Raw genomic sequence first — 23,191 nt, 5'->3', positions numbered from 1 at the left:
GTCAGTGATTTTTTCATTGAGCTTATCTCACTCATACCATCACGGCAGGTCTATCATCCTACAAGACCAAACGAGCGATCTCTCTGTTTTAATTAGTTAATATACTTATTGAAAAATAGCCCTATCTCTTTTAATGCATCTTCCGACTCTGGCATTTCAGTTACTGAGCCAATCATATAGTCAGCATGCGCTTGGCCGTCATAAACGTGTAATTGAGTATCCACATCTGCCGCTCTGAGTTTACGGTGCATTCTGACGGTGTCACTCAACAACAAATCTCTCGTACCAGAGATAAAAATCGTAGGTGGGAATGTTTTAATATCTGCGTAGACAGGTGATATCAATGGGTTATCTAGCTTTTCACCTCCTGCATAAAGTTCAAACGCAGCGCTCAATGCGCCTTCTCTCTCACCTAGCGGATCTAACCCTTTAAGTGTGTGCCACGAGTCTGATGTCTCTTTTAAATCCACCGCAGGGGTGCCAACAAAAAGTGCTCCCGGTGTCGGTAAGCCGAGTTCTTGTAGTTTGAGCGCTGTGGCTAGCGTGATATTGCCTCCCGCTGATGTGCCAAAAATAGCGGTCGACTCTGCACTCTGTGTTTTAGTAAGCGCTTTCCAAACCGCGACCACATCGTCAATAGCGGCTGGATATGGGTGTAATGGCGGCTTGCTATAATCAATCGAAATCACTTTAGCGCCAATGCCATCAGCCACCCAACTTGCTTCACGTAAAGCCGCTTCACCTCCACCCAATACAAAAGCACCACCGTGGATATGTATCAGCCATTTATTGGCATATTCTGGTGCGATGGTTTCAGGGGTAACAAAAAAGGTGTCAACACCCGCATATTGTTTTGCTTCATAGCTGATGTTTAAACGCTCGACGACCTCTTTGGCGGTTTCAATTGCGGGTTGGTCGGCTATTACCTGTGCCTCTAGCCATGCTTGCGTATTCTTTGGCACTGGTACATGAGGTGGCATCACTCGGTTTTCAATGATGTTAGCAAGCTCAGAAGAAATGCCAACGGGTGTAGGCACTTCTCTTTTTTCAACCTTTGAATTAGCCATCGCTACTGTGCTAATGCTTGTAAGAATCAACGCTGGGAGTATCTTGTTTAGTTTTTTCATTTTCATGAGTTTTCTCACTGATCAAGTTAAATAAAGGAGCTTAAGACAAGCTGACTCTATGAATGAGAATCTCAATAGTATCGGTGTACTGAGCGCCCATCGTTTAGAGGCTAAGAAGATCTTTAACCACGTATGGTCACCAATCACTCCTGCTTTGTGTGCTGAGTAGTACTTTATAAAATGCTATTTTGTAACTCAATGCATTTGAATTGATGCAATATTGCATCGCATTTTGCATGCTCAAGCAGATTTAATAACCCTTTCAAAAAGGGCCAATGCCCACCTTAATTTGGAATGAGCAAGTAGCCCTGCAATGAAAGCCCCAATAAAACCCGGGGCTAAATATTACTGCTTCAAGACTGGCGGTATTTGCCATTCTCCATTGATGGCGGCATCATTAGGCGCATAAAGGCGCAGCACCAAGTAGATGTTATCCGCTGGCGCTGGTAACCAGTTTGCACTTTGTTCAAGAGTGCTTGGTTCATCATGTTGCACATAAACCGTTAACGAACCGTCGTCAGCATAGTGCAACCCTTTTGTGCGATCACTGACATTGACTCGCTCTAGCGGGTTTGGATACATCGCACCGGTGTTTGCATCATAGACGGTCAGCGACCAGAACCAGTTAACTGGAGGTAACTCGCCTTTAGCAAAGGTAACGGTATAGCCAGTAGTGCCCACTAATTGCTCTCCACTTGCATCCCTAAAGGTTTGCCCATAAGCAGCATGTGCTGGATCGTTAGGATAGATGTTGCGTAATGCAATGGCAGCGCGCAGTGTATAGTCAGTGCCGAAGCGACTTAGATCTTCCGCCCCCGTCCAATTCCAGCCGTTGAAATCTTCAGTTAAGTCTTGCGCAATTTTTTCCATCTCTTGATCAGCTTCTGCAATGCCCGCTTTCATCGCCGTCACAATCTCTGGAGACAAACCATCCGCAGAAAACGGCTGACCCGGCACCACTCCAATTTTTGAAAATCTTGCCATTAGGTCATTCTCATAGGTGGCAGCAGGGTGCCAATCAAGGCTCATGTTGATGTAGGAGAACACACCTAAACCACTCGCAGCCTTCTCGTCCCATGGAATAAAATCAATTGCTTCAGGCTTAGCTGGCGCTTCTTTGCCGAGAAATTCGCTAAGAGGCTGCATCACCAAGCCGTCTTGAATGGCGAATACAGGAGCAAGGTCATCAGGGTCGAACACAATTGTCCTGCCGAGCATCATAATCAGCTGACCGCGTGTGGTGATCACGCCATCAAAATGTTCTGCCTCAATCAGTCCCTGATAATCAGGTCCCACCAGCACATAGTTACCTGCCTCGTTGTTTGTCGTGACCGAACTAATATAAGGTAAGGTCTCGGTGGAGGTATCTCCCATCTGCAGCATGTAAGCCTGACCATCTGGCACTTGTGGTACTGAAATCACCACAGGCTCACGCCTCAGGTCAATCACACCGACGGAATATACGGTGTCCTGCTGCGCCGTATCTGGTGTGTCTGCTGGAATAAGCGACTTCATATGTGCAAACTCGTTAAAATCAGCCCCCATCATCAATGGGTCCTTTGTTAACAAGCGATCAATAAAGACACGGTAGTTGGCGACAAAAGGGAAGCCAAAGGTATAAGCTTCTTTGGCAATTTGTTTGGCTTGCTCCGCAGTCATTTGCGTCACGGCATTTGCGTCAGCTTGTTGAGTATCTTGTTGTTGACCGCAACCTGCCACAAATAGCGCTAATAATGGAATGAAGGCCATTTTAAATATTTTAGATTTCATTATTTAATCCTTCTTACTGTGGGTGTTGACCAGTTTTCGTATTTATCGAGATCAGGGATGTATAAGCGCATTTGTGTATTCATATCGATATCGCCGCGCTGAATAGGCAGCCAATTTTCAACGGGTACATCCTCGGGGCGCTCTGCTGAAACCACAATGCGGATGCCACCATTTTCATCGAGTTTGTAGCCAGCATTTTCACCTACGCTGTATTTCTTTTGCTCGTTAGGGATGAAAAAACCGTTTTCCAAGTCATACAAGGTCAGCGACCAAAATGCTTTAGCGGGCGGCAGCTCGTCGGCCGTCATCACTATTTCGTAGTCGTTCATGGCATTCATCACTTGCTTATCTTCAGTAATAAGTTGCGGGTACAAGGCTTCTTGAGCCGGTACGCCAATGGGGCCGACAACGGATAGTAGTGCCAACAATTCAGGACTGATTTCTCCTTTTGGCAGAAAGATGTCATCAAGGTTGTTGGCAACGAATTGCGCATCGCCTATTTTTGCTAGGCTCGATGTTGCAAAACGTTGTGCCGCTTTACGCAGGGCAACCCCGTCGATGGCTGCGGCATCTTTTGCATCAAAGATATTACCCGGCTTGACTCCTAAGGGGGCAAGCGCCTTGAGCAGTGCCTGATCGGCGGCGTCATTTGCATCAAAGGTAGTGTGGTTTACGACAAACTGCATGACTTCCACAAACCGCTGTTCAAAGATCTCAAAATCAGAACCGAAGTTAGGGAAACGCGCCTTATCTTCTTCTAAGCTCAGGGGGTTAGTGGTGACGTCTAGGGGCGACGATGCGGTAACAGCACTTTGCTTATCGAGAAATTCAGGCAGTGTTTTAAGACTAACGCTGGTGATTGCAGCTTGGTTTGCTGCTAGGCGATCAGGCTCCACCATATGCGGCATCACACGCAATGCAGCGCTAATAAAATCACCCGACACCTCAAAAACCTGATCGATCCCCTCGATTGGCGCGCCATCGTAACCTGGTGTACGTTCGCTGTAGAACAGGATATTAGCCGGCTCGCTGAAATCACCTTGTGATACTGACATCGGAATATTGACGTAGTGATCATAGGCGGTGACCATCAGTGATACATAGTTAGAGTCAAACGCTGGAAATTGCATTATCACCGGCTGCTCAGTCACGTCAACCATAGCAACCCCGTAGAGTGTGTCGTTGTTGGGTCGCGCAATCGCTTTTAAAGTGTGATCGGCCAGTGTGGTGTTGGCATGGTATTGGTTATACCCGCCAGTAGCTAATGGATTGCTTTCATCCAGCGCAAACTTATTATTAACATTGAACATGGCAACGTACGGGTAAGCACGCATCACCAAGTTGTCCATCTGTTTGCTGGTTAACACAACAGGCTCTGCAGCTTGCGCCAACCCAGTGAAGAAGATGCCAGACGCCAGTGTCAAAGTGGTGGTAAATTTTTTCATGTCGAACTCCTTTTATTGGCCACTAACGGGCTTGATGTCAGGGAAGGTCCAACTGCCGTCGAGAATTGATTGTTGTGGTTGATAGGCGCGAATATTGTAGTTCCAGCCTTCAGTGATAGGGATACAGTTAACCCTGCCGTCATCACAGCCTCCGAAATTCAGCGTAATGGAGCCATCTTCGTTGGCTGCTGCGGTAACGTTGTTGTAACTATTACGTCCTAGCTCATTGGCCTCTAAAAAACCCTCTTGGTTGTAGACAGTGATCGACCAGAATGCGTCAACCGGCACGTCTTTTACGGTAAAGGTATGCGCAGTGACACCATCGTTGGCATCCACTGTGCCAAGTTGATACAACGCAGCAGTGCGCGGGAGTCCTGCCCAACCTGCGCCCGTGCCAATCAAATGATCAATTGCTCGAACTTCCTCTTTGCTACCAAAGGCATAGTGGCTGCTCCAACCAAGTTCTGAAAGGCTGTTTAATGCCTGACGCGCTTTTCTAATATCATCAAGGTCCCAGTTGGGCGCATCGTACGGCCCCTCGCCACCGCCTTTGACAACAATTGAGTCCTGTATGCGATGCACTAACGCGATATCGTCAGGATCATTGGCATCAACAAAGGTGCGAAAAGCAATTAACGCAAAGCGGGTACCGACAAGCTCTTCGGTCAATATATAACTCCCAGACTCATGCTCTGCGAACATGTAGTGGTCTTGGTTAACAATATGCATCGACATGTAGCGGTCACCGATATCAGGCATGATCACTTCAACCGGCTGGGATAAATCCAGTACGGTGCCAGAATAGAAGGTGTCTTGGTTCATCCGAATGACTGGGTTGTTATCCGCTGTTACGGGCGTTCGTGTATGGGTCATTTCCATGATATCGCCGCCAAATGACGCGATAACACTCTGAATCATATGGTCGCTTTCTGCGCGCACATAAGTGTCGAGCGTAACATTGACAGTTGGTTCATCGGCGAGCACAGCGGGCGTCGTGATGGTGCATGCGGCAAGTAGCGCTGCTGCGAGCGCGTGGGGTTGATTCATTTTTTATTTCCTCTCAGTACTGAGTAATGCGTCGTTTTTGATATCGATTACTTTCTGAAAGTCACTTTAATTGATGCAAATATGTACAGCAATGCATTGCGTTTAATGCATATTCGCATTACACATTAGCGCGTCATAACCAAGCGGCAGTTAAAAATGCAGGGCAAGTTAATGTGGGAGGTAGCAGTAGCGACTAACCAAAGGGCAGAAATACAGAATCTGTCTGCAACATTGGCTATTTGAAGTAAGAGTGACGCTAGCTCGGCATATACCGAGCTCGCGTTAAGCGACTGAAAACGCGTTTATTCTTGCATGATTTCAATCATTTTCTCATCTAAATACTGGTAAAGCGCTTGCTCGCGTAGGCTGTTTGGGTAAACGCTAAAAATACTCAGAGGGGGGCCTTCTGGGAACTCTTCTGGCGGCGGAAAAGACTGTAGCATAGGATCTAAGTTAGCAAAAAAAGGGGAACCATTGGTAAATATGGCGTCGTCATATTTGAGTAAATCAACCAGAGCATGGGCATCATCGGTTTTAACACATATTCGCTCGTCATAGCCTAAGTTGTGTAAAGCACGCTCTACGAGCGAGCTTTCAAGAGTATTCACCTCTGGCATGTATAACCGCACCATCGGATAAGCACTCATTTTTTCCACCGTTATTTTACCCTTAAAAGCAGGATGATTTTGTCGCGCAATAATGGCTGTTTTAGTTTCGCATATGGTCGTAGTGTGCAGGCTTTTGGGTAACTTCATTAAATTGAGCTGAATACCATAGTGATACTCTCCTTTAAGAAGCTTCTCTTGTGACGCGCTATTCCAGCTAACAAAAGCAAAATCAACCTGTGGCAGTGCGCGGGTTAATTGCAGCGCCAACTTTGCGCCGTAAACCGTTTGAATGACTTGATTAACCACAATGTTAACCGTGCCTCGATACGTTAAAGGATCAAATTGTCGATATTGGTTTTCAACATTTTTTAGCTGGTCGAGCATCTGGTCAATGACCGCGGCCATGTCTTTGGCCAACGGAGAAGCTTCAAGCCCATGGGGGGTACGCTGAAATAAGCTATTTCCATAGGTTTCTCGCAACCTCTTAAGGCTACGGCTGACGGTCGATTGATTAATGCCAAGTTGACGAGCACTACTATGAGTCGAGCCGGTATGAACCAGAGAGCATAGTATTTTCAACAAATTGAAATCGTATTCTTTTAAAAATTGTTGCATCAAAGCTGCTCGCTGTCACCGGTATAAGGCTTTTGATAATACCAAGTGTTTACCATAGATGTAACGCTATAGAATGTTAGCTCTAGCACAAAGCAGTACAACGGGATACTTGCGGTAATGCTCCTTTAAACCATCAACATATATAGCTGAGCGGCAAATCACATGTAATCCCTCAAGATGGCCAGGTCATCATACTGTAGCGATAACTCTCCCCAGCTACAGATTTCTATGGAGTACTATAAAAGCTTAAATTCACTTGAAATAGGTAGCCATGCAAAATGGCGTCATACCTCGCTGACCACGTTTGGCTAGCAAGTATCCTTTAAACCGCCTATTTGGAGTGCGCCCGATGAAAAAGTACCTTATTGCCGCCATGATTACTCTATCAAGCCTTTGCGCTATGCAGGCACAAGCCGCCTCTATCATTCCTATCAAGCGCACCATTCAATTTATGGTCACCGCAGCAAAATTCAACATGAATGAGTTCGAGACCATCACCACCAAAAATGGCGAAACCTTTCACCTTCATGCCTCGCTGGAGAAACCTAATCGGGTATTGATCATGGACACGTCTTGGTCACCCATTGCCGAGTTCACTACCACCATGAATGAAGATAAAGGGCGCGCAGCAGGACTTGAATATGCTAAAAACCTAGGCATAACAGTTGAGCTGGTGAAGCCAAGTTATTATTACCACAACGGCGCTTATGGTTACGCTTTCACCGTTAAAGACCTGGATAAAGCAGACGGTTAACTACTATGGTTTGCCTGTCACGCGGCTGAGTTATGCTTGTTCCTGGCAAAGCATAACTTGTTGCCATTATGGGATTTTTCGCTTATTTAACGAGACTAAAGTAAGCTTAATATATGTACTCAACTCAAACACATAGACCACAGCCAATAATAAGGCATAAGCGCCAGACAATTTGATCCCATGATTCACACAGGGCGTAATAGATAAGTAATGAACGCAAAGGATGCTCAATGAAAATGTTTCTTTACAGCGCAAGCTTGCTACTGGTAATAACTGTTGCCTTTTTCGCCTTAATCTATTGGCAAAATAGCCAAGTACCAGTACTTGGGGTGCTAGATGGTCAGTTTAAACCATTGAAAAACAGCCCAAACGGCGTCTCTACCCAAGCTACCGACACCAGCAAACGCGTTGCTCCTTGGCCATGGAAAAGCGACTCAGCCACCACTATGAAAGCCATCCAAGCGAGTGTGCAATCACTGGGCAATGCACGCATTGTCCAACAAGAATCGAATTATTTGTATGCGGTATTTACCACTCCGACAATGAAGTTTCATGATGATGTCGAATTCTGGCTGGAAGCTTCTGACAAGACGGTACAATTTCGCTCACAAAGCCGGGCTGGTAAAAGCGATTTGGGGTTAAACCAGCAACGCTACCAACAGTTAGAAGCACAATACCTAACACATGATTAAAAAAACAGCATCGTGAGCACGCTCGAAACACCTCAATCAAGCAATCACTAAGGCAAGGTGATATAAACGCTCGCATTGGTTCTCTCCATTCATTAGGTTTTTCAGTATTAAATCTACTTCACACCAAGGCCGTGTTGACCTTTCGCGGTTTAACTTTGTTCGGGATAAAGTTGTTTTCATCGGGCCAGCACTATATAGCCTAGCTATTCAAGCAAACATGACTGCGCAACAAAAGTAAAACGATGTCAGCCGTCCCTGCGGCAGCGTTGCTTGCTTATAGCTAGTGCATTGCCCCTCTTTTAGATGGAATAGCAACACCTGAAAACCTCTGGCCTTGTATAAAAACCCAGCAAACTACCGCTGAAATCAACTCAAAAGGTCAACACGCCCTAATAGTTAGACTCAAATGCGCCAATATCGGGTTTCGAGCCATGGTAAGGCAAACTAATACCCTGGCCATAGGTCCATGATAGGGGTTGATCGAGTGTTAATTGGTTTGAGTCGTGCTCTATGTGAAGCACTCGAGCTTGCGACGAGGTCCCCTCCAGTTGAATCGTGTCTCCGGCATATACGGGACTATTCGCGACAAAATATCGCGTGTCATGAACATTAATAGTATGCCCAGATCCTGTCGAACTTGCTGTCGTTAAAAAGCTAGCGGCATCAATAAGCGGACTCGAAGGAGATAACCTGAAGTCATAGCTAGCTGGATCTACCATCAATGAAGGCACACCTAAATTGTCAGTAAACACTTGCTGATAAGGTACTTCAGGTGACTCTATGCTATAGGAAACCTCAGGTCTTGGAGTCTCATCATTAGGATAAATTCTCACCACGTCGTAACCATTAGTAGGAGCGTTACTATATACATTATTGGTCATAAAACTCACGTCCGTTGACCGAGCAACAATTAGCTGTACAGGCTTACCATCAAAGTCCATCCAAGATAAGAATTCTCTTCGATGATCCTGAAAGTCATTATCCTCGAATAGATTGTTCTTCATTATATTGTCTTGAAATTGATGCGCTTGATTGCCAGAGACAGTCATTCCACCAAAATGGTTTTTGTAAAACACATTATGATAGATACGATTCCTACTCGTGAAAGTGGCCTCATACTGATAACTCGTAAGCTCTATGCCAGTGCCTGCATTTTGATAAAATACATTGTTGCGAATAACCCCGTCTTGGCCGGCATATTGAATACCTTGATAGGGGTTATTCGACGAAGCTGGCGTATAAGCAAAAACGTTGTTTTCAATCACGTTAAAGTGAGCGTCATTGGTGGATGTAAGGTTAAAGAATGGCTCATCTTCACCGTAAACAGGATCATTCGCGTCCATTACTTCACCGATTTTTTCGAGTTCATTATGAAAGTAATTATTACGAATGAAATTATGGTTGCCGCTCTTGATCGTCCAAAGCGTGTGTCGACCGCTTTGAATATCATTACCAGAAATATCATTGTGATCAGAAGCCAGTAAAAAGACATTGTCGTGACCACGATGAATAATATTGTCTACAACGGCATTATAGTGGCTATCAATCAGCTTTATGCTGGCGCGATTTCCGGGTGCACGTGCATCCAAAAAGCGATTATTTTTCAGAGTAATATGATTAGCACGAACAAGGCGAGCCCAAGCATCCATATCTTTGAAAGTGATGCCTGAGATATGAATATACGATTTCTCCCAAATGTAAATTCCGACCTTTAACCAAGACATATCATGATATTCACCAGCAGGTAGCACCTTCATCATAGCGCCAGACAATTCACCAATCACGACCGATTCCTGCTCATAAGCACTGTAGGTAATTTCTTTTCCGGGAGCTCCCGAGCGCTGCGGCATAATGGTTTCAGAATAATGCCCTTGGCGAATGCTGATTTTATCTCCCGGCTCTGCCCACTCAGAAGCAGAGAAAATGGTTTTAAAAGCGGTCTCTTGACCACTCGCACATTGACGGGTTTTAAGGTCATATTGGTTAAAACAGTCAGCACTTAAGCTGCCATCAACATAACGCTCTCGTCCATCAAATGGGGGACTTGGTGGCACAGGAGCAGCCGAAGGCTTAGTTGGCTCAGGAGTAACAACCGTTTCACGCCGAGCCGTCTTACCTGAGCTGGCATTGTAAGGGATCACTTGAAACACATCCTGCTCAGTCACTTGCGTTAAATCGACTTCATATTGATCCACATTTCCTAGGATTGCCAATAACGTGTTGTTCTTATAGATGTAATAACCATTAACCCCTTGGTTTTGCGGATGCGGAGCCCAACTCAAGATGCGCTTTTTATTAACCGTTTTTACTTGTACCGCGTCCAGGTTTGCAAAGTAAATCGGTTCAACTTCCAAACCTAACCAGGTCGGCGCCGACGGTACATTCGACTCAACAACTGCGCCATTTACCACCTTGAACTCATAGCTTTTACGCTCTGCGGTGAGTTCCGCAGACATGGAAGCCGCGAGACTGAGAGTGTATACATCATCGGCCAAGTTATCAGTCAAGATCTCAATGGTACCAATACTGATATCATAGGGGTTATCAATCGAATTCAACTGCTGATATACAACCGGTTCGCCACCGCTATTTGTAAGGGTAAGGTTGTCTAATGTTCGGTACACGAGGTCACGTCGAGCAGAGTTCGTTTTGGCATTGTTAGCCCGAAGCCAAATATTAATTCGGTCGATATTTTCCACAGTCCCAGGCAAAGGATAAACAATATCTGTCCACGGTTTTTCTTGCGCCAAATCCAAGCCACTGTCTACCACGGTGAAATTTAGATTAAATGCCGCTGAAGTTGCGCCATAAATATCAACACAGGTCGCGGCAATAGTATATTCACCAGGAGGCACTTTATCCTCTTTGAACTGGATCCCTGTAAACATGAATTCACTGCCAAAAGGTAAATATCCACGCGGTCGCCAACCACTGTGTTCTCCCGAAATGCCGGCCTGCCTAAGAGATTTTCCATTCCAAGTAACAGCCATTTGATTATAAATCCGACCATTGCTCACGCCACTATTATCTTTACAAAAGAAAAATACGTCCCGCACTTTTTCGTATTCAGCGCCGTTAATAATATTACTGCCAAGAATAGTCGGAGCCATTGCAGGTATCACATCCAATGTGACACTTTTAGCGACTTGATGTACGCCATCACTGGCCTTGACCGTAATCGGATAACTGCCGAGGTCAGATTCAATGACAGCGCGTTTGGTACTCAATGAAATACGTCTAAACTGGTTAACGCCAGCAGCATTGGTTATCTCGTTAACTTGCAAAAATGTGGGTAAACCATCAACAGAGAATTCAATCAAATCATTGATATCATTATCTTTAACCTCAAAATACAGGTCATTGTAAGTCGCCTGAATACTGCCACCGACTTCCAACTTATATTGCTGCTTATCTATTTCTATGTATCCAGATTCAGCTTTTGCCTTGTATTGCTTAATCACAGGCGAATGCTTACCACTGACGGATCGATCAATCACAAGGTCTTTAGTAAAAGGCGCAAACTCGCCCGTAGTGCGGTCACTTTCAATGTACTTAACGGTTACTTGAGATTGGTTTATCGCCACATGGGCGTATTTTTTGGTTGATAAAATATATCCGGGTTCTAACTCGTAAACAGCAGCGTAAACGCCTGAAGGATCCGCTACCCACGTTTGGCTTGAAGTATGGTTGTGCCCCATCATGGTGGCTGTTACTTGGTACTTAGCGAGAAGAGTCCAAAAACGATCACGCATTGGTCGAGTATTATCAGGCCCGCTATTACCGGGGGCTTTTGAATTATCTAAGCTGTCTCCAAAATGACGCTGACCAGGAGGTGGAAATGCGCCTTCATGAAAAAATATGAACTTATGTTCTGCTTGTGTTGTGCTCAAGCTTTGTTCAAGCCAAGTTAACATGTCTTCTGAAACATGAGAAAAAGGGCTATATGAATAAGGGTCAGTTCGGTCGTGAAATTTACCATCGCCGGTTGGTACATCTTTATCACGAAAATAGCCGTTAAGAACCATAAAGTAAGCATTTTGGTAATCAAAGGAATAAGTTAACTTAGTATCTTTGTACCCGTTCGCATAAGTATCGTAGGGCCCTTCTAAATAATTTCGCATACCCGGTAAAGCACTTGCCACTTGCTCACCCAGTACTTTAGAGGCGTAGTGAACATCTGTAGGGACCTCTATATCATGATTTCCTAAGCCATTAAAAATTGGAACAAAGCGAGAGTCTGCCGTTGGGTGATTCATCCAAGCATTTGTATAGCTTCGATAATTATCGGCTAAACCGGAACCCCAGCCATTATCGGGAACCGTAAACACCATTTTTAAATCATCAATGCTCTTTCTCGCATCTGCAATCGCAGAGTGCCCTTTATGGCCATTATCATCGCCCATGAAAATAAATGAGAATTTATTTTTTGTGCCAATATAGTCTTGATTACTGAGTTCAAAATTAACACTGCTGATTGACGTGTTTGCAACCAGTTCTAATTTATACTTCAACTCTGTTAGCGGCATTTTCACAGGCATATCGAAGATCGCGTCATAGCTATTCGTCAACAAGTGCCAGCGTTCATTTTGCCAGACTGAAACCTTTGTTGAGCCGGGACGAGTCTCGTCGATATTCACTTTTAGCGTATTATATGCACCATTCTCGGCATTAGATTTTGGAAGTGGAACTGCCTTGTAAACCACTTCACCACGATAAAACGCCCCCTGAAAAATCTCTTGCACTTTTTCAGCACTCAGCGCTCGCTTGTAAACTACTAATTCATCCATTGCGCCATAATAGTGGCCAGAATTGGTGCTCGGCGTTGTACCTACAAGTAATGAGACGCCCATACCCTTTACGCCAAAGGGGGAATCGGCACTCACTGAGGCTTCTAAGTCACCATTAAGGTAAATCTTTGAGCTTTTCGAGACCGGATCATAAACAGCGGTAACATGCTGCCATTGATCTGACTTTAACGCTGTGGTGCCTGTAACAGTGACAGATGCACCTTCATCAGAAGCATATGAAAATGATAAGACACCTGAGCTTAATATTCGTAAGCTTGTGGTGTGTCGGAAATAGGCTCCAGAACTGATAAGTCCAGCTTCGACTGACAAATCATCAGGCTTTACCCATACCGAATAACTAAAACCCGTTTTTCGCGCTTCACCCACTTGAAGGCCGTATAATCCCTGTCTTAAAAAACCACCGGAAAAGGTTAACCCGTTACCTTTTTTACCCGCTCCAAGATTAATCCCTTCTGGGTTTGAGGCTTTTGCATTGTCAAAAGCATTAACTAAGTTATACGTTTCGGTGATGACTTTTGGCGCACGCTGATAATTGTATGAATTGGTATCGTATGCGTTCATAGGAAGATAGGAAATAACATCAGGATCTTTTGTGAAATCATAGTCTTCAATTAATTTCACTGCGCTTATCAAAGCCTTCCCTGCGTTAATTTCTACGCCAGCCTCAGACTCCATAGCGGAAGCCTGAGAAAAAGCCATGTCTAAGCTAACATAATCCGTTTGCGCAGTGGCATTGAAACAAAGGGTTGAACAAGAAGCCAATATTAAGGATTTAAGTTTTAAAAGCACGCAGCAGCTCCATCTCGATCTAGGTGGCATAAAACTAAAGAATCATGACACTTGCTACATATTTCCTATTGAGTTAGGAAACTAGTCACAAAATGATCGAAATAGAGTTTTATATTTATTTTATAATTTGTATATTAAACAAATATAAATATGAACTTAAGTTATCTGCTCTATTTTTGAGAGATGAGGCAACTAAAGAGTTTTTATACCTTAGCCTTTTAACCCTAAAAAAGTGAACGAAATACATGTTTTCGCGCTCCTCATACCTCAAAAAAACAATATTACTGTTGGCTGGCCTGACTCTTCTCGCTTGTACCGAAGAATCATCAGAAAATAACACTTCAGATTACATAGCTCCCAGCGCCAATGACTTAGTCCCCGAACAAGAGGCCCAACCCGGTGAATCATCTGATTCACCGAACAGCCAACCAACTGCCAAGCCCAGCAATACCGAAGCAAGCGAGCCCACGCCAGCGACTCCCGTCCCTGAGTCAGACAAAAATAATGATACCTTCAGCCCAGAGCCAACCTCAATTCCAGCAGAGCAAGGCGCAACGCTGCCCCCAACAGTAGCGGTAACTGAGCCTCCTTCAACGGCACCGACCGCTGCACCAACAACGTCACCTACCGCTGCACCAAGCGATAACGTCATTGTCATTCCAACCTCATTACCGAGTGAGGGAGCTTCAGGTTTAAAAGAGTTTACCCGCACAGAAAATAGAGATATTACGTTAACATGGCAAGATAAGTCGGATAACGAAATGGGGTTTATTATTAGCCGTAATAGCAATAAAGGTGAGTTTTCCGAAATAATAAAGTTACCAGCTAATGCTACAAAATTTACTGATAGAGAGTTGCCAACAGAAACAGAATACTGTTATAAGATTAGTGCCTATAACATGACAGGCTCTGCTTTATCAGAGAGTTACTGTGTATTTTTAGCTAGCGTATTCACTGAGTAGTTGGCTTTCTTTTAAGGTAAATATTTGAAATATATTTACCCAGTTTTAATGGTGAAATATTAGAAATAACCTCATCATTTATCTAATATGCCTGAATATTTCAAGCCGAATTAAAGAAGCAATTTTATCCTTAAATAATCGCCGTAATTGCGCAAAGGGGCTCTGGAACCGCCCCCTTTACCCACTGTGCTCCTTGGAAGATAATACTGACCGCATTTAAGGTAATGGAGCCCGAAGCGTATCCGCGCTCCATGCAACTATCATCAAGATTGCTGGTTAACCGCATTTAAAATGGCGGGAATGACTTTATGAAATATCCCCAATGCCATTCGCGGTGTTTCTGTTTGTGGGTAGCCACCATTCATCGCAATCACTACGCCAGAAGCCTTATCCATGGCAACCACTTGACCGTGGATCCCCACCATAGCTAAAATTTGATGGTCGGCAACATTCAGTACTCGAAACTGATCAATATACCAACCATCAGCCAACGCAGCTTCTTTGCTTAATTTCCAAGCCGCGCGCACCTGATCATTACCTGCCAGCATTTGATCGATAAACGCTTTGGGTACCACTTGCTCACCCAAATAGTTTTTACCATCGTTTAACAGCATTTTTCCTATTCTTGCTAAATCACGGGTCGATGCGTTTAAGCCCCCACTTGCCATGGCACCACCAGCATGATCAGCCATCAGGTAGGCATCATTTTCCAAGCCGACTTTTTGCCAAAGTTGTTGTTCATACAAATCGGCTAACTTTTCCCCCGTGGCTGATTCCACTACTTTGCCAAGAACTTCAGTATTGGCACATTGGTAATCGTATTTATGCCCCATGGGGTGATTAACATTTTTTACCAGAGGCAAGTAATCACTGATCCCTTTGGGATAATCAGCCACACCCGTATCTGTGTTATAAGATTGTGAGGTGGTCATTCGGTCATCCCACGATGCATGAGGCGGCGTATCTATAATCAAAGAGGTTCGCATGTCAGAAACCTGTTGTACCGTAGCCGTGTGCCATGCGCTGCCTTTTAATTCAGGCAAATAATCTATCACCCGCTTACGCATATCCAGCTTGCCTTGAGCCACCGCGATCTGTGCCACCAGAGAAGTAAACGACTTAGTGACCGACATGTCTAAGTGCAGCGACTGCGGGTTCATATTGTTCCAATAGTGCTCATGCAGCAAAGTATCGCCTTTTAGTACCACCATGGCATGATTTTTAAGGCGATCACGCAAAAACACATAGAGGGGAATATCACCTTCAATGTCTGAAGTGCTGATCGAGGCGAGATCTAACTGACCTCGCTTAAACTGCTCAGGCACAATCACGTCTTGGTCACTGCCAAGTAAACCGCGACTGATTCGGTAACTGTGAGTGAATTTATAAGCATGGGGAAACGTGGAGGCCGAGTTCTCAGCAGAGTCCCAATCATAAATAGAAATGGCGTGTTGTTGCGCAGCCTCAACAAAAACCTCATCTCGGCCTTGAAATTCCGCCGCCTCTGCGCTGACAGCGAGCCCCATGCATAAGCTAAACGCTAATAGTGTCTTTTTCATGAAAATACCCTTGAGTTTACTTCAATAATCCAATCGCGATAGCTTGCAACTTAGTTGCTAAGGACCATCACGCCAGCAATAAAACTTACAGTGAAGGATGACAAAAAAGGGATTTCTAGGCTTTTCTAAGTGAGATAACAATGCGCCTAAATGCTCAATGCAATAACACTTGATGATTATTCAACAACGACCAACCTATTCCACCAAAATATAACTCTTACGCATATCTAAAGATTAATCGCTACAAAGCTTTTCTATAACCGAGCATTACACTCAATTAAATCCATCTATAATAAATCAACAAATAGCATAAAAAACATATGGTTAAACTTAAGTATTAGAGATCTCGGTTACAAATTATGTTGTTTAACATTACTTCAAATAAAAATATTGATACCCTTTAAAACTCAAAAAAACATCAAAAGGGATCATGATGAAAAACTTCATTTTATCTGCTTGTGCGGCTTCTATTTTAATAACAACAGGCGCAACAGCTCGCAATAACACCGAGTACTCTCACCAAAATGGTTTGGTAGAGCGTATTCAAGTCTATGGCGAGTCGCTAGAAAACAACGTCACAGGGGCGTATCCGAGCCGTGAGGTAATGGTTTATCTGCCGCCTAGCTACTACGAAAATGACGAAATTGAATACCCAGTAGTTTATGCCTTGCATGGCTTTGGCGGTGACGCAGCCGATTGGTTTTATACCGGTAATGTGCACCCAGATATTGATGCAAATATGGATAAATTAATTGCTTCAGGTGACGTCAATGAAATGATCATTGTTGCTTTAGACGCTAAAGACGCCATGATTGGCAGTTGGTATCAGAATTCAGAAATTACCGGTAATTGGCAAGATTATATCTTACAAGACCTGATTCCTGCGATTGATGATAAATTCAGAACCATAGATGACGCTGAGGGCCGTGGCCTAATTGGCTTCTCAATGGGCGGTTACGGCGCCATTACAACCGTGCTCGAAGCGCCAGAGATGTTCTCAGCCGTTGCGGCGCAAAGCCCGACTGATTATGTGCTCGACAATGATGCGACCACTTGTGGTTACATATATTTAGGCACAAGCACCTACCTTAATTCTGGCGAAATCATTGCAGGGTTTGACGTCTTTAAAGACTTTACATACCTTTATCGCAGCATCATGTCCGTGACGTCTGCTGCACCGAATAACCCGCCAAGTTATGTCAAATCACCAGATATGCTCTCTTTTGCAGACTTTATCCAATGCGACAACTTTGACTTACCTTCTAAGATCAAAATGGTTGATTCAAGCTCAACAAGCTTTGAACACATTGCACTTCGTACAGAAGTGGGCAACTTAGATTTACCAGGATTTGGGTTAGTAGAAGCAACGGCCGCGGTAACAAGCTCTCTCGGCCAATTAGGTATGCACGCAGAATTCCATGAGTTTGATGGCGGCCACTTAGATAAAAGAAGTGAAACCATTGACGCAAACCTTATCTTCTTAAGCAAGCACCTCGCGGCGCCGCAACAAGACGATTAATAAACCAACCTCTCACTTATAGCGGCTTACTTAAGCCGCTATTTTTTTAACCAAAAACAATATAAAGGAATATTACATGGCAAAGATCTTACTGCTCGCCGGTGATTTTGTTGAAGATTACGAAATCATGGTGCCCTTTCAAGCGCTACAAATGGTAGGACACCAAGTGGATGCAGTCTGCCCAGATAAAGCTGCCGGTGATACCATCAAAACCGCCATTCACGACTTTGAGGGTGACCAAACTTACACCGAAAAGCCTGGCCACAACTTCACCCTCAATGCAGATTTTTCAACGGTACAAGCCTCGCAGTACGATGCTTTAGTCATTCCTGGCGGCCGCGCACCTGAGTACTTACGTTTGAATCCAGAGGTGCTGTCACTGATCCAAGCGTTTCAGCAACAAAATAAACCCATTGCTGCCATTTGCCATGGCGCACAATTACTTACCGCGGCAAAAGTGGTGCAAGGTAAAGCCATATCTGCTTACCCAGCCTGCGCCCCAGAAGTTGAAGCTGCCGGTGGCCGCTACCAAAACATCGAGATGGATCAAGCCCATACTGACGGTAACCTAGTGACGGCTCCAGCTTGGCCGGCTCACCCTGCTTGGTTAGCGCAATTGTTAAAGCTGTTGTAACAAGGTAACAGTGCCCCTTACAATGGCGGTAAAGCGATTGTAAGCGGCACCCTATTGGCAAATGGCTTTCAGTTATGTGTCTTGCTGCCGCTTGCCACTGTCAACATAGCAGTGAATAACTCATTCAAAGGATAAGTGGCCTCAGGCCATTTCACCCACAGCAAAGAACTGGCCCATGATACGCTTACTGACCTTAAACCTGCTTAATTACGTGGCACCGCCCTATGCGGCATACGAATTTGAAAATATTCTTGAGCCAGAGCAATGGCAAAAAAAGCAAAATTGGCTCAAAAACACCCTGCAACAAGCTGACGCCGATATCATTGCCATGCAGGAAGTGTTTTCAGGGCCCGACCTTAAACAACTTTGTTTCGATCTTGGTTACCCTTACTTCGCCTTTACCCCAAGTGCTTTAGAGCCCGAAAGTCATGTCTATCGCAAACCTGGGTTGGCCATTGCCAGCAAGCACCCCCTGCAGCCATGTGACATAGACGAGCAATGCGCTGCTACGTTTAGTCGCGCACCATTGCTGTGCGAAGTTGTATTGCCTCATATTGGCCCCACTCACATATACAGCGTGCATCTTAAATCAAAGCGCCCGCTATTAACCCCAGAGCAAGAGGCGGCGCCGAAAGAGCTAGAGTGCTACCTTGGCCGCTGGGCTTCGGATAATTTACGTCATCAAGAGATGGCGGCGTTAATGGCTGATATTTGCCAACGTCGCAAGCAAAGTAAATTGCCCGTGGTCATTATGGGAGACTTTAACGACGACCTGAGTAAAAATGTATTGCCGTTAGCTTTTGTTGTTCCTGAGCCCAATCGGCAAGACAGCGAAAGGCTCTGGCGCTTACACGACGCTTTTAACCTGAGCCTTTCTAATGAAGACCGTCCACCCAGCCACTATTATGGCGGTCAAGGAAATGTTCTGGATTACATCTTATTGTCGGCGGAATTTAGTCCCGATTATGATCAACAAATCGCAACGGTTGAGCAGTATCAGTGTTTTGACCGCCACCTAACCCACGCCAATTATGCCACCGACAGCCAAGCTAGCGATCATGCTGCCATTGTCATAAACATACAGCCTCGAGGCTAACTCAGCCAGGTTTCGAAGCACGCCGACAAAATATATTTAGAAAGGAATTCTTGCATGAAGAAAATAGCAGTAGCCATTGGCTTAAGCCTCGCCATTACAGGTTGTGCATCGAACGAAATTGAAAGCGTAACTCGTGGTGCGGTTAATGGCATTTTGGATTCAACAGGTACTAGCACAAAATCATCAGCGATGGATGTGCCAACGATTGGCGAGACTACAGTGTCTCGAGGCAGTAAAGCTGGCCGTGAGAAGATCAGGACTTCCTCCCCTACCCGCTCTAGTCGTGATTATGGCACAGTGACTGTCGCCGAAGTGGTTGCTAACCCTGAGGGCCTAACCAAAATTGCCTTTCGTAACTCCACGCATTTAGACAGCGGCGGTAACTTGGAAGGCACTATACACTATTTCCCAGTGTCCCCTGAAGGCTTTCTTATCAAGGATTCAGAGTGGCTGAGAAATGGCTGGAAAGAGATCGCCAATAGCGGTACCTACTATATTAAAGCCAAGGCAACCGCCACCAAAGCCTACGCCACCGGTGAAGTTACCCTTACCCGAGGTAAAACCAATATTATTGACGTTATTTTAGAATAGTGCTGCTTAACATATCGCAGACTTATTTAAAGAAGGCTTACCGCAAGGCCTAGCCTTCTTCATTTTCCGCAGTTTCTGCATCCCTATTTTATAACCTTAAGCTTGCCGCGGTTGCGGTTTATCGTGTTTGGTACATTTCTACCTTTATCTTTATCTTTATCTTCAGCAACTCTCAGTTTTGCCGCTACCAACAATGACGAGCCTCTTTTATTTACAGCCGTATTTAGCTTATTTAAGCCCCTTGCCACCTCAAGTTATAAACACTATCAGCAAGGCCATATTTTCCTGTCTATATTTGTATTAGTAGCGTCATTACTTGCTGGCAAGGATTAGTTAATCAGTATTTAAAACCATTATTGATTTAAATATGACTCTAAAACACCACTTAAAAAGCCTTTAGCAGGTGATTTTTTCTACCATCTATATAATAATTAGTTATCTAAACTCCATCCCTTATTCCAATATTGGATGTTGATATAACTAATAACACTTCAATCATAAGAGACTGCATCCCATGAAAAAACTGTTTACCCCTTTTATTGCTGGGCTGATTGCACTGACTAGCTTACTGACAGTGCCCGCATTCGCCCAAGATGTTGTCAAAGTCGGTATGTCTGGCCGTTACTTCCCTTTCACTTTTGTGCAAAAAGGTGAACTGCAAGGTTTTGAGGTTGACGTATGGGATGAAATAGCCAAACGCCAAGGCTTTAAAGTGAAATATGAAACGGCCAATTTCTCAGGCCTGTTTGGCATGCTTGAAGCTGGCCACATCGACACTATTTCAAACCAAATTACAGTGACCGATGCTCGCCTGGAAAAATACAACTTTGCCAACCCTTACGTGGTTGACGGTGCTCAAATTGTGGTGAAAAAAGGCCGCACAGATATTCAAAGCATTAATGACTTAGCGGGTAAGAAAGTGGGCGTAAACCTCGGCAGTAATTTTGAGCAACTACTAAGGGCCCACGATAAAGACAAGCAAATCGACATTGTTACTTATGATTCCGGCTTTGAACAAGACGTGGTATTGGGTCGAACGGATGCGTTTGTCATGGATCGCGTATCATCGGCCCAGCTAATCAAGAAATCAGGCCTGCCTTTACAGCTGGCTGGTGAACCATTTGAAACCATCAAAAATGCCATGCCATTTGTGAAATCGGCTAAGCAAGACACCCTGCGTGAAAAAGTAAATGCCGCCCTTAGCGAAATGCAAGCCGATGGCACGCTCAGCAAGATTTCTCAAAAATGGTTTGATACAGACATTACCCAATAATGAATGATTTTGAAGTAAGCTTCGACTTTGCTTATACCCTAGAATTACTGCCGACGTTACTCAAGTATCTCGGCGTGACCATGGAAATGGCGTTGCTTGGCTTCGCCTTTGCGCTGGTATTGGCGGTGGTTATCGCCATTATTCGGGTATTTAAGCTGCCAATTTTAGACCCGTTGAGCCAGCTGTTTATTTCCTTTTTCCGAGGAACGCCGCTACTGGTACAACTTTTCTTATTCTATTACGGTTTGCCTCGCTTGGTGCCCTTTCTGGTCAATATGGACGCCTTCACGGCTGCTGTCATCGGCTTGTCACTGCACTTTTCCGCTTACATGGCAGAGAGCATACGCGCCGCTATCTTGGGCATAGACCGCAGCCAGATGGAAGCCAGCCTCAGCATTGGCATGACCAAGCTGCAAGCCATGCGACGGATCATTTTGCCCCAAGCCACGCGTATCGCCACGCCGTCATTGATGAACTACTTTATCGACATGATAAAAAGCACCTCACTGGCCTTCTCCCTCGGCGTAGTAGAAATGATGTCAGCCACGCAAATGGAAGCGTCTTCCAGCTTTAAATTCTTTGAAAGCTTTGTCGCAGTGGCGCTCATTTATTGGGTGGTGGTCATCATCTTCACCCGGCTGCAGTATATGCTCGAAACTTACTTAAATAAGGCTTATGTAAAATGATAAAGGTGAGTCAGTTAAGTAAAAAATTCGGCGACCTAACCGTACTAAAGCAGATTTGTTTTGAAGTGCAGCAAGGTGAAATCGTCGTCATCATTGGGCCATCTGGCACCGGCAAGTCGACCTTGCTGCGTTGCCTAAATTATTTAGAAGCCCCCACTACTGGGCAAATCACTATCGGTCCGGCAGAGGTGGACGCCAGCCATGCCAGCAATAAACACATTCACCAGTTGCGTAAACAGAGCAGTTTTGTATTTCAAAACTACGCATTGTTTGCCAATAAAACGGCATTAGAAAACGTTGCAGAAGGCTTAATGACAGTATGGCGCGAGCCGAAAGCACAAGCCATGGCCACCAGCCAAGCTATTTTGGAAAAAGTCGGCTTAGGCGACAAACTTGGCCAGTATCCTGCGCAGCTTTCAGGCGGTCAACAACAGCGAGTCGGCATTGCCCGCGCCATGGCGGCGAAGGGGGAAGTCATCTTATTTGATGAGCCAACCTCGGCGTTAGACCCTGAGTGGGTCGAGGAAGTGCTTGCCGTAATGCAACAGTTGGCGCAAGAGAAACAAACCATGATAGTCGTCACCCATGAGATGCAATTTGCCCGTGAAATTGCTGACAAAGTGATTTTTATGGAGGGCGGTGTGATTGTCGAGCAAGGCCCACCGGAGCAAATCTTTGAGCAACCACAAAGCGAGCGAACCAAAGCGTTTGTAAGCCGAGCGACTAAGCCACTATAGCACCGCGATTGATAGTGCTAGTAAAGCTCTATCAATTTATGATGTTCAGGCAGGCTCTTATACTTTACGGTGCGCCACATAGCACCGTGGGGTTTGTCTCCATCATACTCGGAGCATGCTAAACTCGGTTCATGATAGCGGCCTTCACGCAGCAGCAATGGCCGACTGGTTTCTTTTGCCGCCATCACAATCCACAGCTCGTCTTGGCGAAAACGCAGCCGACAAATAATAAAGCCGGAAATATTGGCACGCACCGAGACAATTAAGCCGCGCTCTTCTCGCACCTTTTTCAAATACACTTGGTCTTTGCTAAAAGGCTTTGCCAACACAGCAAAACTCATGCAAACCATCATTGCGCTAATCAAGAGTCCTTTAAGCCGTTTCATTTGCCGCCTTTGTGCCCTCATTTTACGCTACTGAAAATGGCAGTTACTTGCATGTTTTACTCGCCGTTACAATGGATCTTGTATACTGTAAAC

At 44.9% G+C, this 23,191-nt stretch carries 18 protein-coding genes; 10 read left to right on the top strand and 8 right to left on the bottom strand.

Annotated features, from left to right (window positions below; translation table 11 throughout):
* Positions 1-92: 92 nt before the first annotated feature.
* The 5 genes from D1Z90_RS12480 to D1Z90_RS12460 form a co-directional block, all read right to left on the bottom strand.
* The gene (locus tag D1Z90_RS12480; RefSeq protein ID WP_232525255.1) at positions 93-1,067 is read right to left on the bottom strand and encodes an alpha/beta hydrolase; all 975 of its coding nucleotides are present in this window, start codon (positions 1,065-1,067) and stop codon (positions 93-95) included.
* A 405-nt stretch (positions 1,068-1,472) separates the two neighbouring features.
* Entirely contained in the window at positions 1,473-2,897 is a 1,425-nt protein-coding gene (locus tag D1Z90_RS12475; RefSeq protein WP_119911100.1) for a DUF1254 domain-containing protein, read from the bottom strand.
* Positions 2,897-4,342, bottom strand: a complete 1,446-nt coding sequence (locus D1Z90_RS12470; protein ID WP_198419162.1) for a DUF1214 domain-containing protein — start codon at positions 4,340-4,342, stop codon at positions 2,897-2,899. Before D1Z90_RS12470 ends, D1Z90_RS12475 begins: the two co-directional genes overlap by 1 nt.
* Positions 4,343-4,354: 12 nt before the next feature.
* A complete protein-coding gene (locus D1Z90_RS12465; RefSeq protein ID WP_119911099.1) occupies positions 4,355-5,389 on the bottom strand; it encodes a DUF1214 domain-containing protein in 1,035 nt (344 codons plus the stop codon).
* Positions 5,390-5,691: 302 nt separating this feature from the next.
* Positions 5,692-6,612 (bottom strand): LysR family transcriptional regulator, encoded by a 921-nt coding sequence (locus D1Z90_RS12460; protein WP_119911098.1) that lies wholly within the window; start codon positions 6,610-6,612, stop codon positions 5,692-5,694.
* A gap of 349 nt (positions 6,613-6,961) precedes the next feature.
* Between D1Z90_RS12460 and D1Z90_RS12455 the strand changes: the two genes are divergently transcribed.
* Positions 6,962-7,366 (top strand): hypothetical protein, encoded by a 405-nt coding sequence (locus D1Z90_RS12455; protein WP_119911097.1) that lies wholly within the window; start codon positions 6,962-6,964, stop codon positions 7,364-7,366.
* Between the two features lie 230 nt (positions 7,367-7,596).
* Positions 7,597-8,058 carry a DUF1499 domain-containing protein gene (locus D1Z90_RS12450; protein ID WP_198419160.1) on the top strand — a complete coding sequence of 154 codons (462 nt, stop codon included), beginning with the start codon at positions 7,597-7,599 and terminating at the stop codon, positions 8,056-8,058.
* Between the two features lie 389 nt (positions 8,059-8,447).
* On the opposite strand, the gene D1Z90_RS12445 is transcribed toward D1Z90_RS12450, so the two are convergent.
* On the bottom strand, positions 8,448-13,655 hold the full coding sequence (locus D1Z90_RS12445; protein WP_158587127.1) for a LamG-like jellyroll fold domain-containing protein: 5,208 nt from the start codon (positions 13,653-13,655) through the stop codon (positions 8,448-8,450).
* A gap of 245 nt (positions 13,656-13,900) precedes the next feature.
* Between D1Z90_RS12445 and D1Z90_RS12440 the strand changes: the two genes are divergently transcribed.
* Positions 13,901-14,617, top strand: coding sequence for a hypothetical protein (locus D1Z90_RS12440; RefSeq protein WP_119911095.1), 717 nt, complete (start codon positions 13,901-13,903; stop codon positions 14,615-14,617).
* Between the two features lie 263 nt (positions 14,618-14,880).
* On the opposite strand, the gene D1Z90_RS12435 is transcribed toward D1Z90_RS12440, so the two are convergent.
* Positions 14,881-16,176: a serine hydrolase domain-containing protein gene (locus tag D1Z90_RS12435; RefSeq protein ID WP_119911094.1), complete on the bottom strand. Its 1,296-nt coding sequence runs from the start codon at positions 16,174-16,176 to the stop codon at positions 14,881-14,883.
* A 433-nt stretch (positions 16,177-16,609) separates the two neighbouring features.
* Between D1Z90_RS12435 and D1Z90_RS12430 the strand changes: the two genes are divergently transcribed.
* The 7 genes from D1Z90_RS12430 to D1Z90_RS12395 all read left to right on the top strand — a co-directional run bounded on the left by D1Z90_RS12430 (position 16,610) and on the right by D1Z90_RS12395 (position 22,712).
* Positions 16,610-17,695 carry an alpha/beta hydrolase gene (locus D1Z90_RS12430; RefSeq protein WP_158587126.1) on the top strand — a complete coding sequence of 362 codons (1,086 nt, stop codon included), beginning with the start codon at positions 16,610-16,612 and terminating at the stop codon, positions 17,693-17,695.
* A gap of 76 nt (positions 17,696-17,771) precedes the next feature.
* Positions 17,772-18,329, top strand: coding sequence for a DJ-1/PfpI family protein (locus tag D1Z90_RS12425; RefSeq protein WP_119911092.1), 558 nt, complete (start codon positions 17,772-17,774; stop codon positions 18,327-18,329).
* Positions 18,330-18,504: 175 nt separating this feature from the next.
* Entirely contained in the window at positions 18,505-19,425 is a 921-nt protein-coding gene (locus D1Z90_RS12420; RefSeq protein ID WP_119911091.1) for an endonuclease/exonuclease/phosphatase family protein, read from the top strand.
* A 54-nt stretch (positions 19,426-19,479) separates the two neighbouring features.
* Positions 19,480-20,016 carry a hypothetical protein gene (locus D1Z90_RS12415; RefSeq protein WP_119911090.1) on the top strand — a complete coding sequence of 179 codons (537 nt, stop codon included), beginning with the start codon at positions 19,480-19,482 and terminating at the stop codon, positions 20,014-20,016.
* 514 nt (positions 20,017-20,530) lie between these two features.
* On the top strand, positions 20,531-21,289 hold the full coding sequence (locus D1Z90_RS12405; protein ID WP_119911088.1) for an amino acid ABC transporter substrate-binding protein: 759 nt from the start codon (positions 20,531-20,533) through the stop codon (positions 21,287-21,289).
* Entirely contained in the window at positions 21,289-21,975 is a 687-nt protein-coding gene (locus D1Z90_RS12400) for an amino acid ABC transporter permease (RefSeq protein WP_119911087.1), read from the top strand. The genes D1Z90_RS12405 and D1Z90_RS12400 overlap by 1 nt, the downstream gene beginning before the upstream one ends.
* Entirely contained in the window at positions 21,972-22,712 is a 741-nt protein-coding gene (locus D1Z90_RS12395; protein WP_119911086.1) for an amino acid ABC transporter ATP-binding protein, read from the top strand. Before D1Z90_RS12400 ends, D1Z90_RS12395 begins: the two co-directional genes overlap by 4 nt.
* 17 nt (positions 22,713-22,729) lie before the next feature.
* Here the strand turns inward: D1Z90_RS12395 and D1Z90_RS12390 are convergent, their stop codons facing one another.
* Positions 22,730-23,098, bottom strand: a complete 369-nt coding sequence (locus tag D1Z90_RS12390; protein WP_119911085.1) for a hypothetical protein — start codon at positions 23,096-23,098, stop codon at positions 22,730-22,732.
* Positions 23,099-23,191 lie beyond the last annotated feature (93 nt).

Origin of the sequence: Motilimonas pumila (genome assembly GCF_003596335.1) — a bacterium.
Lineage (GTDB): Bacteria > Pseudomonadota > Gammaproteobacteria > Enterobacterales > CBDFNC01 > Motilimonas > Motilimonas pumila.
This window is presented reverse-complemented; position numbering and strand designations above follow the sequence as displayed.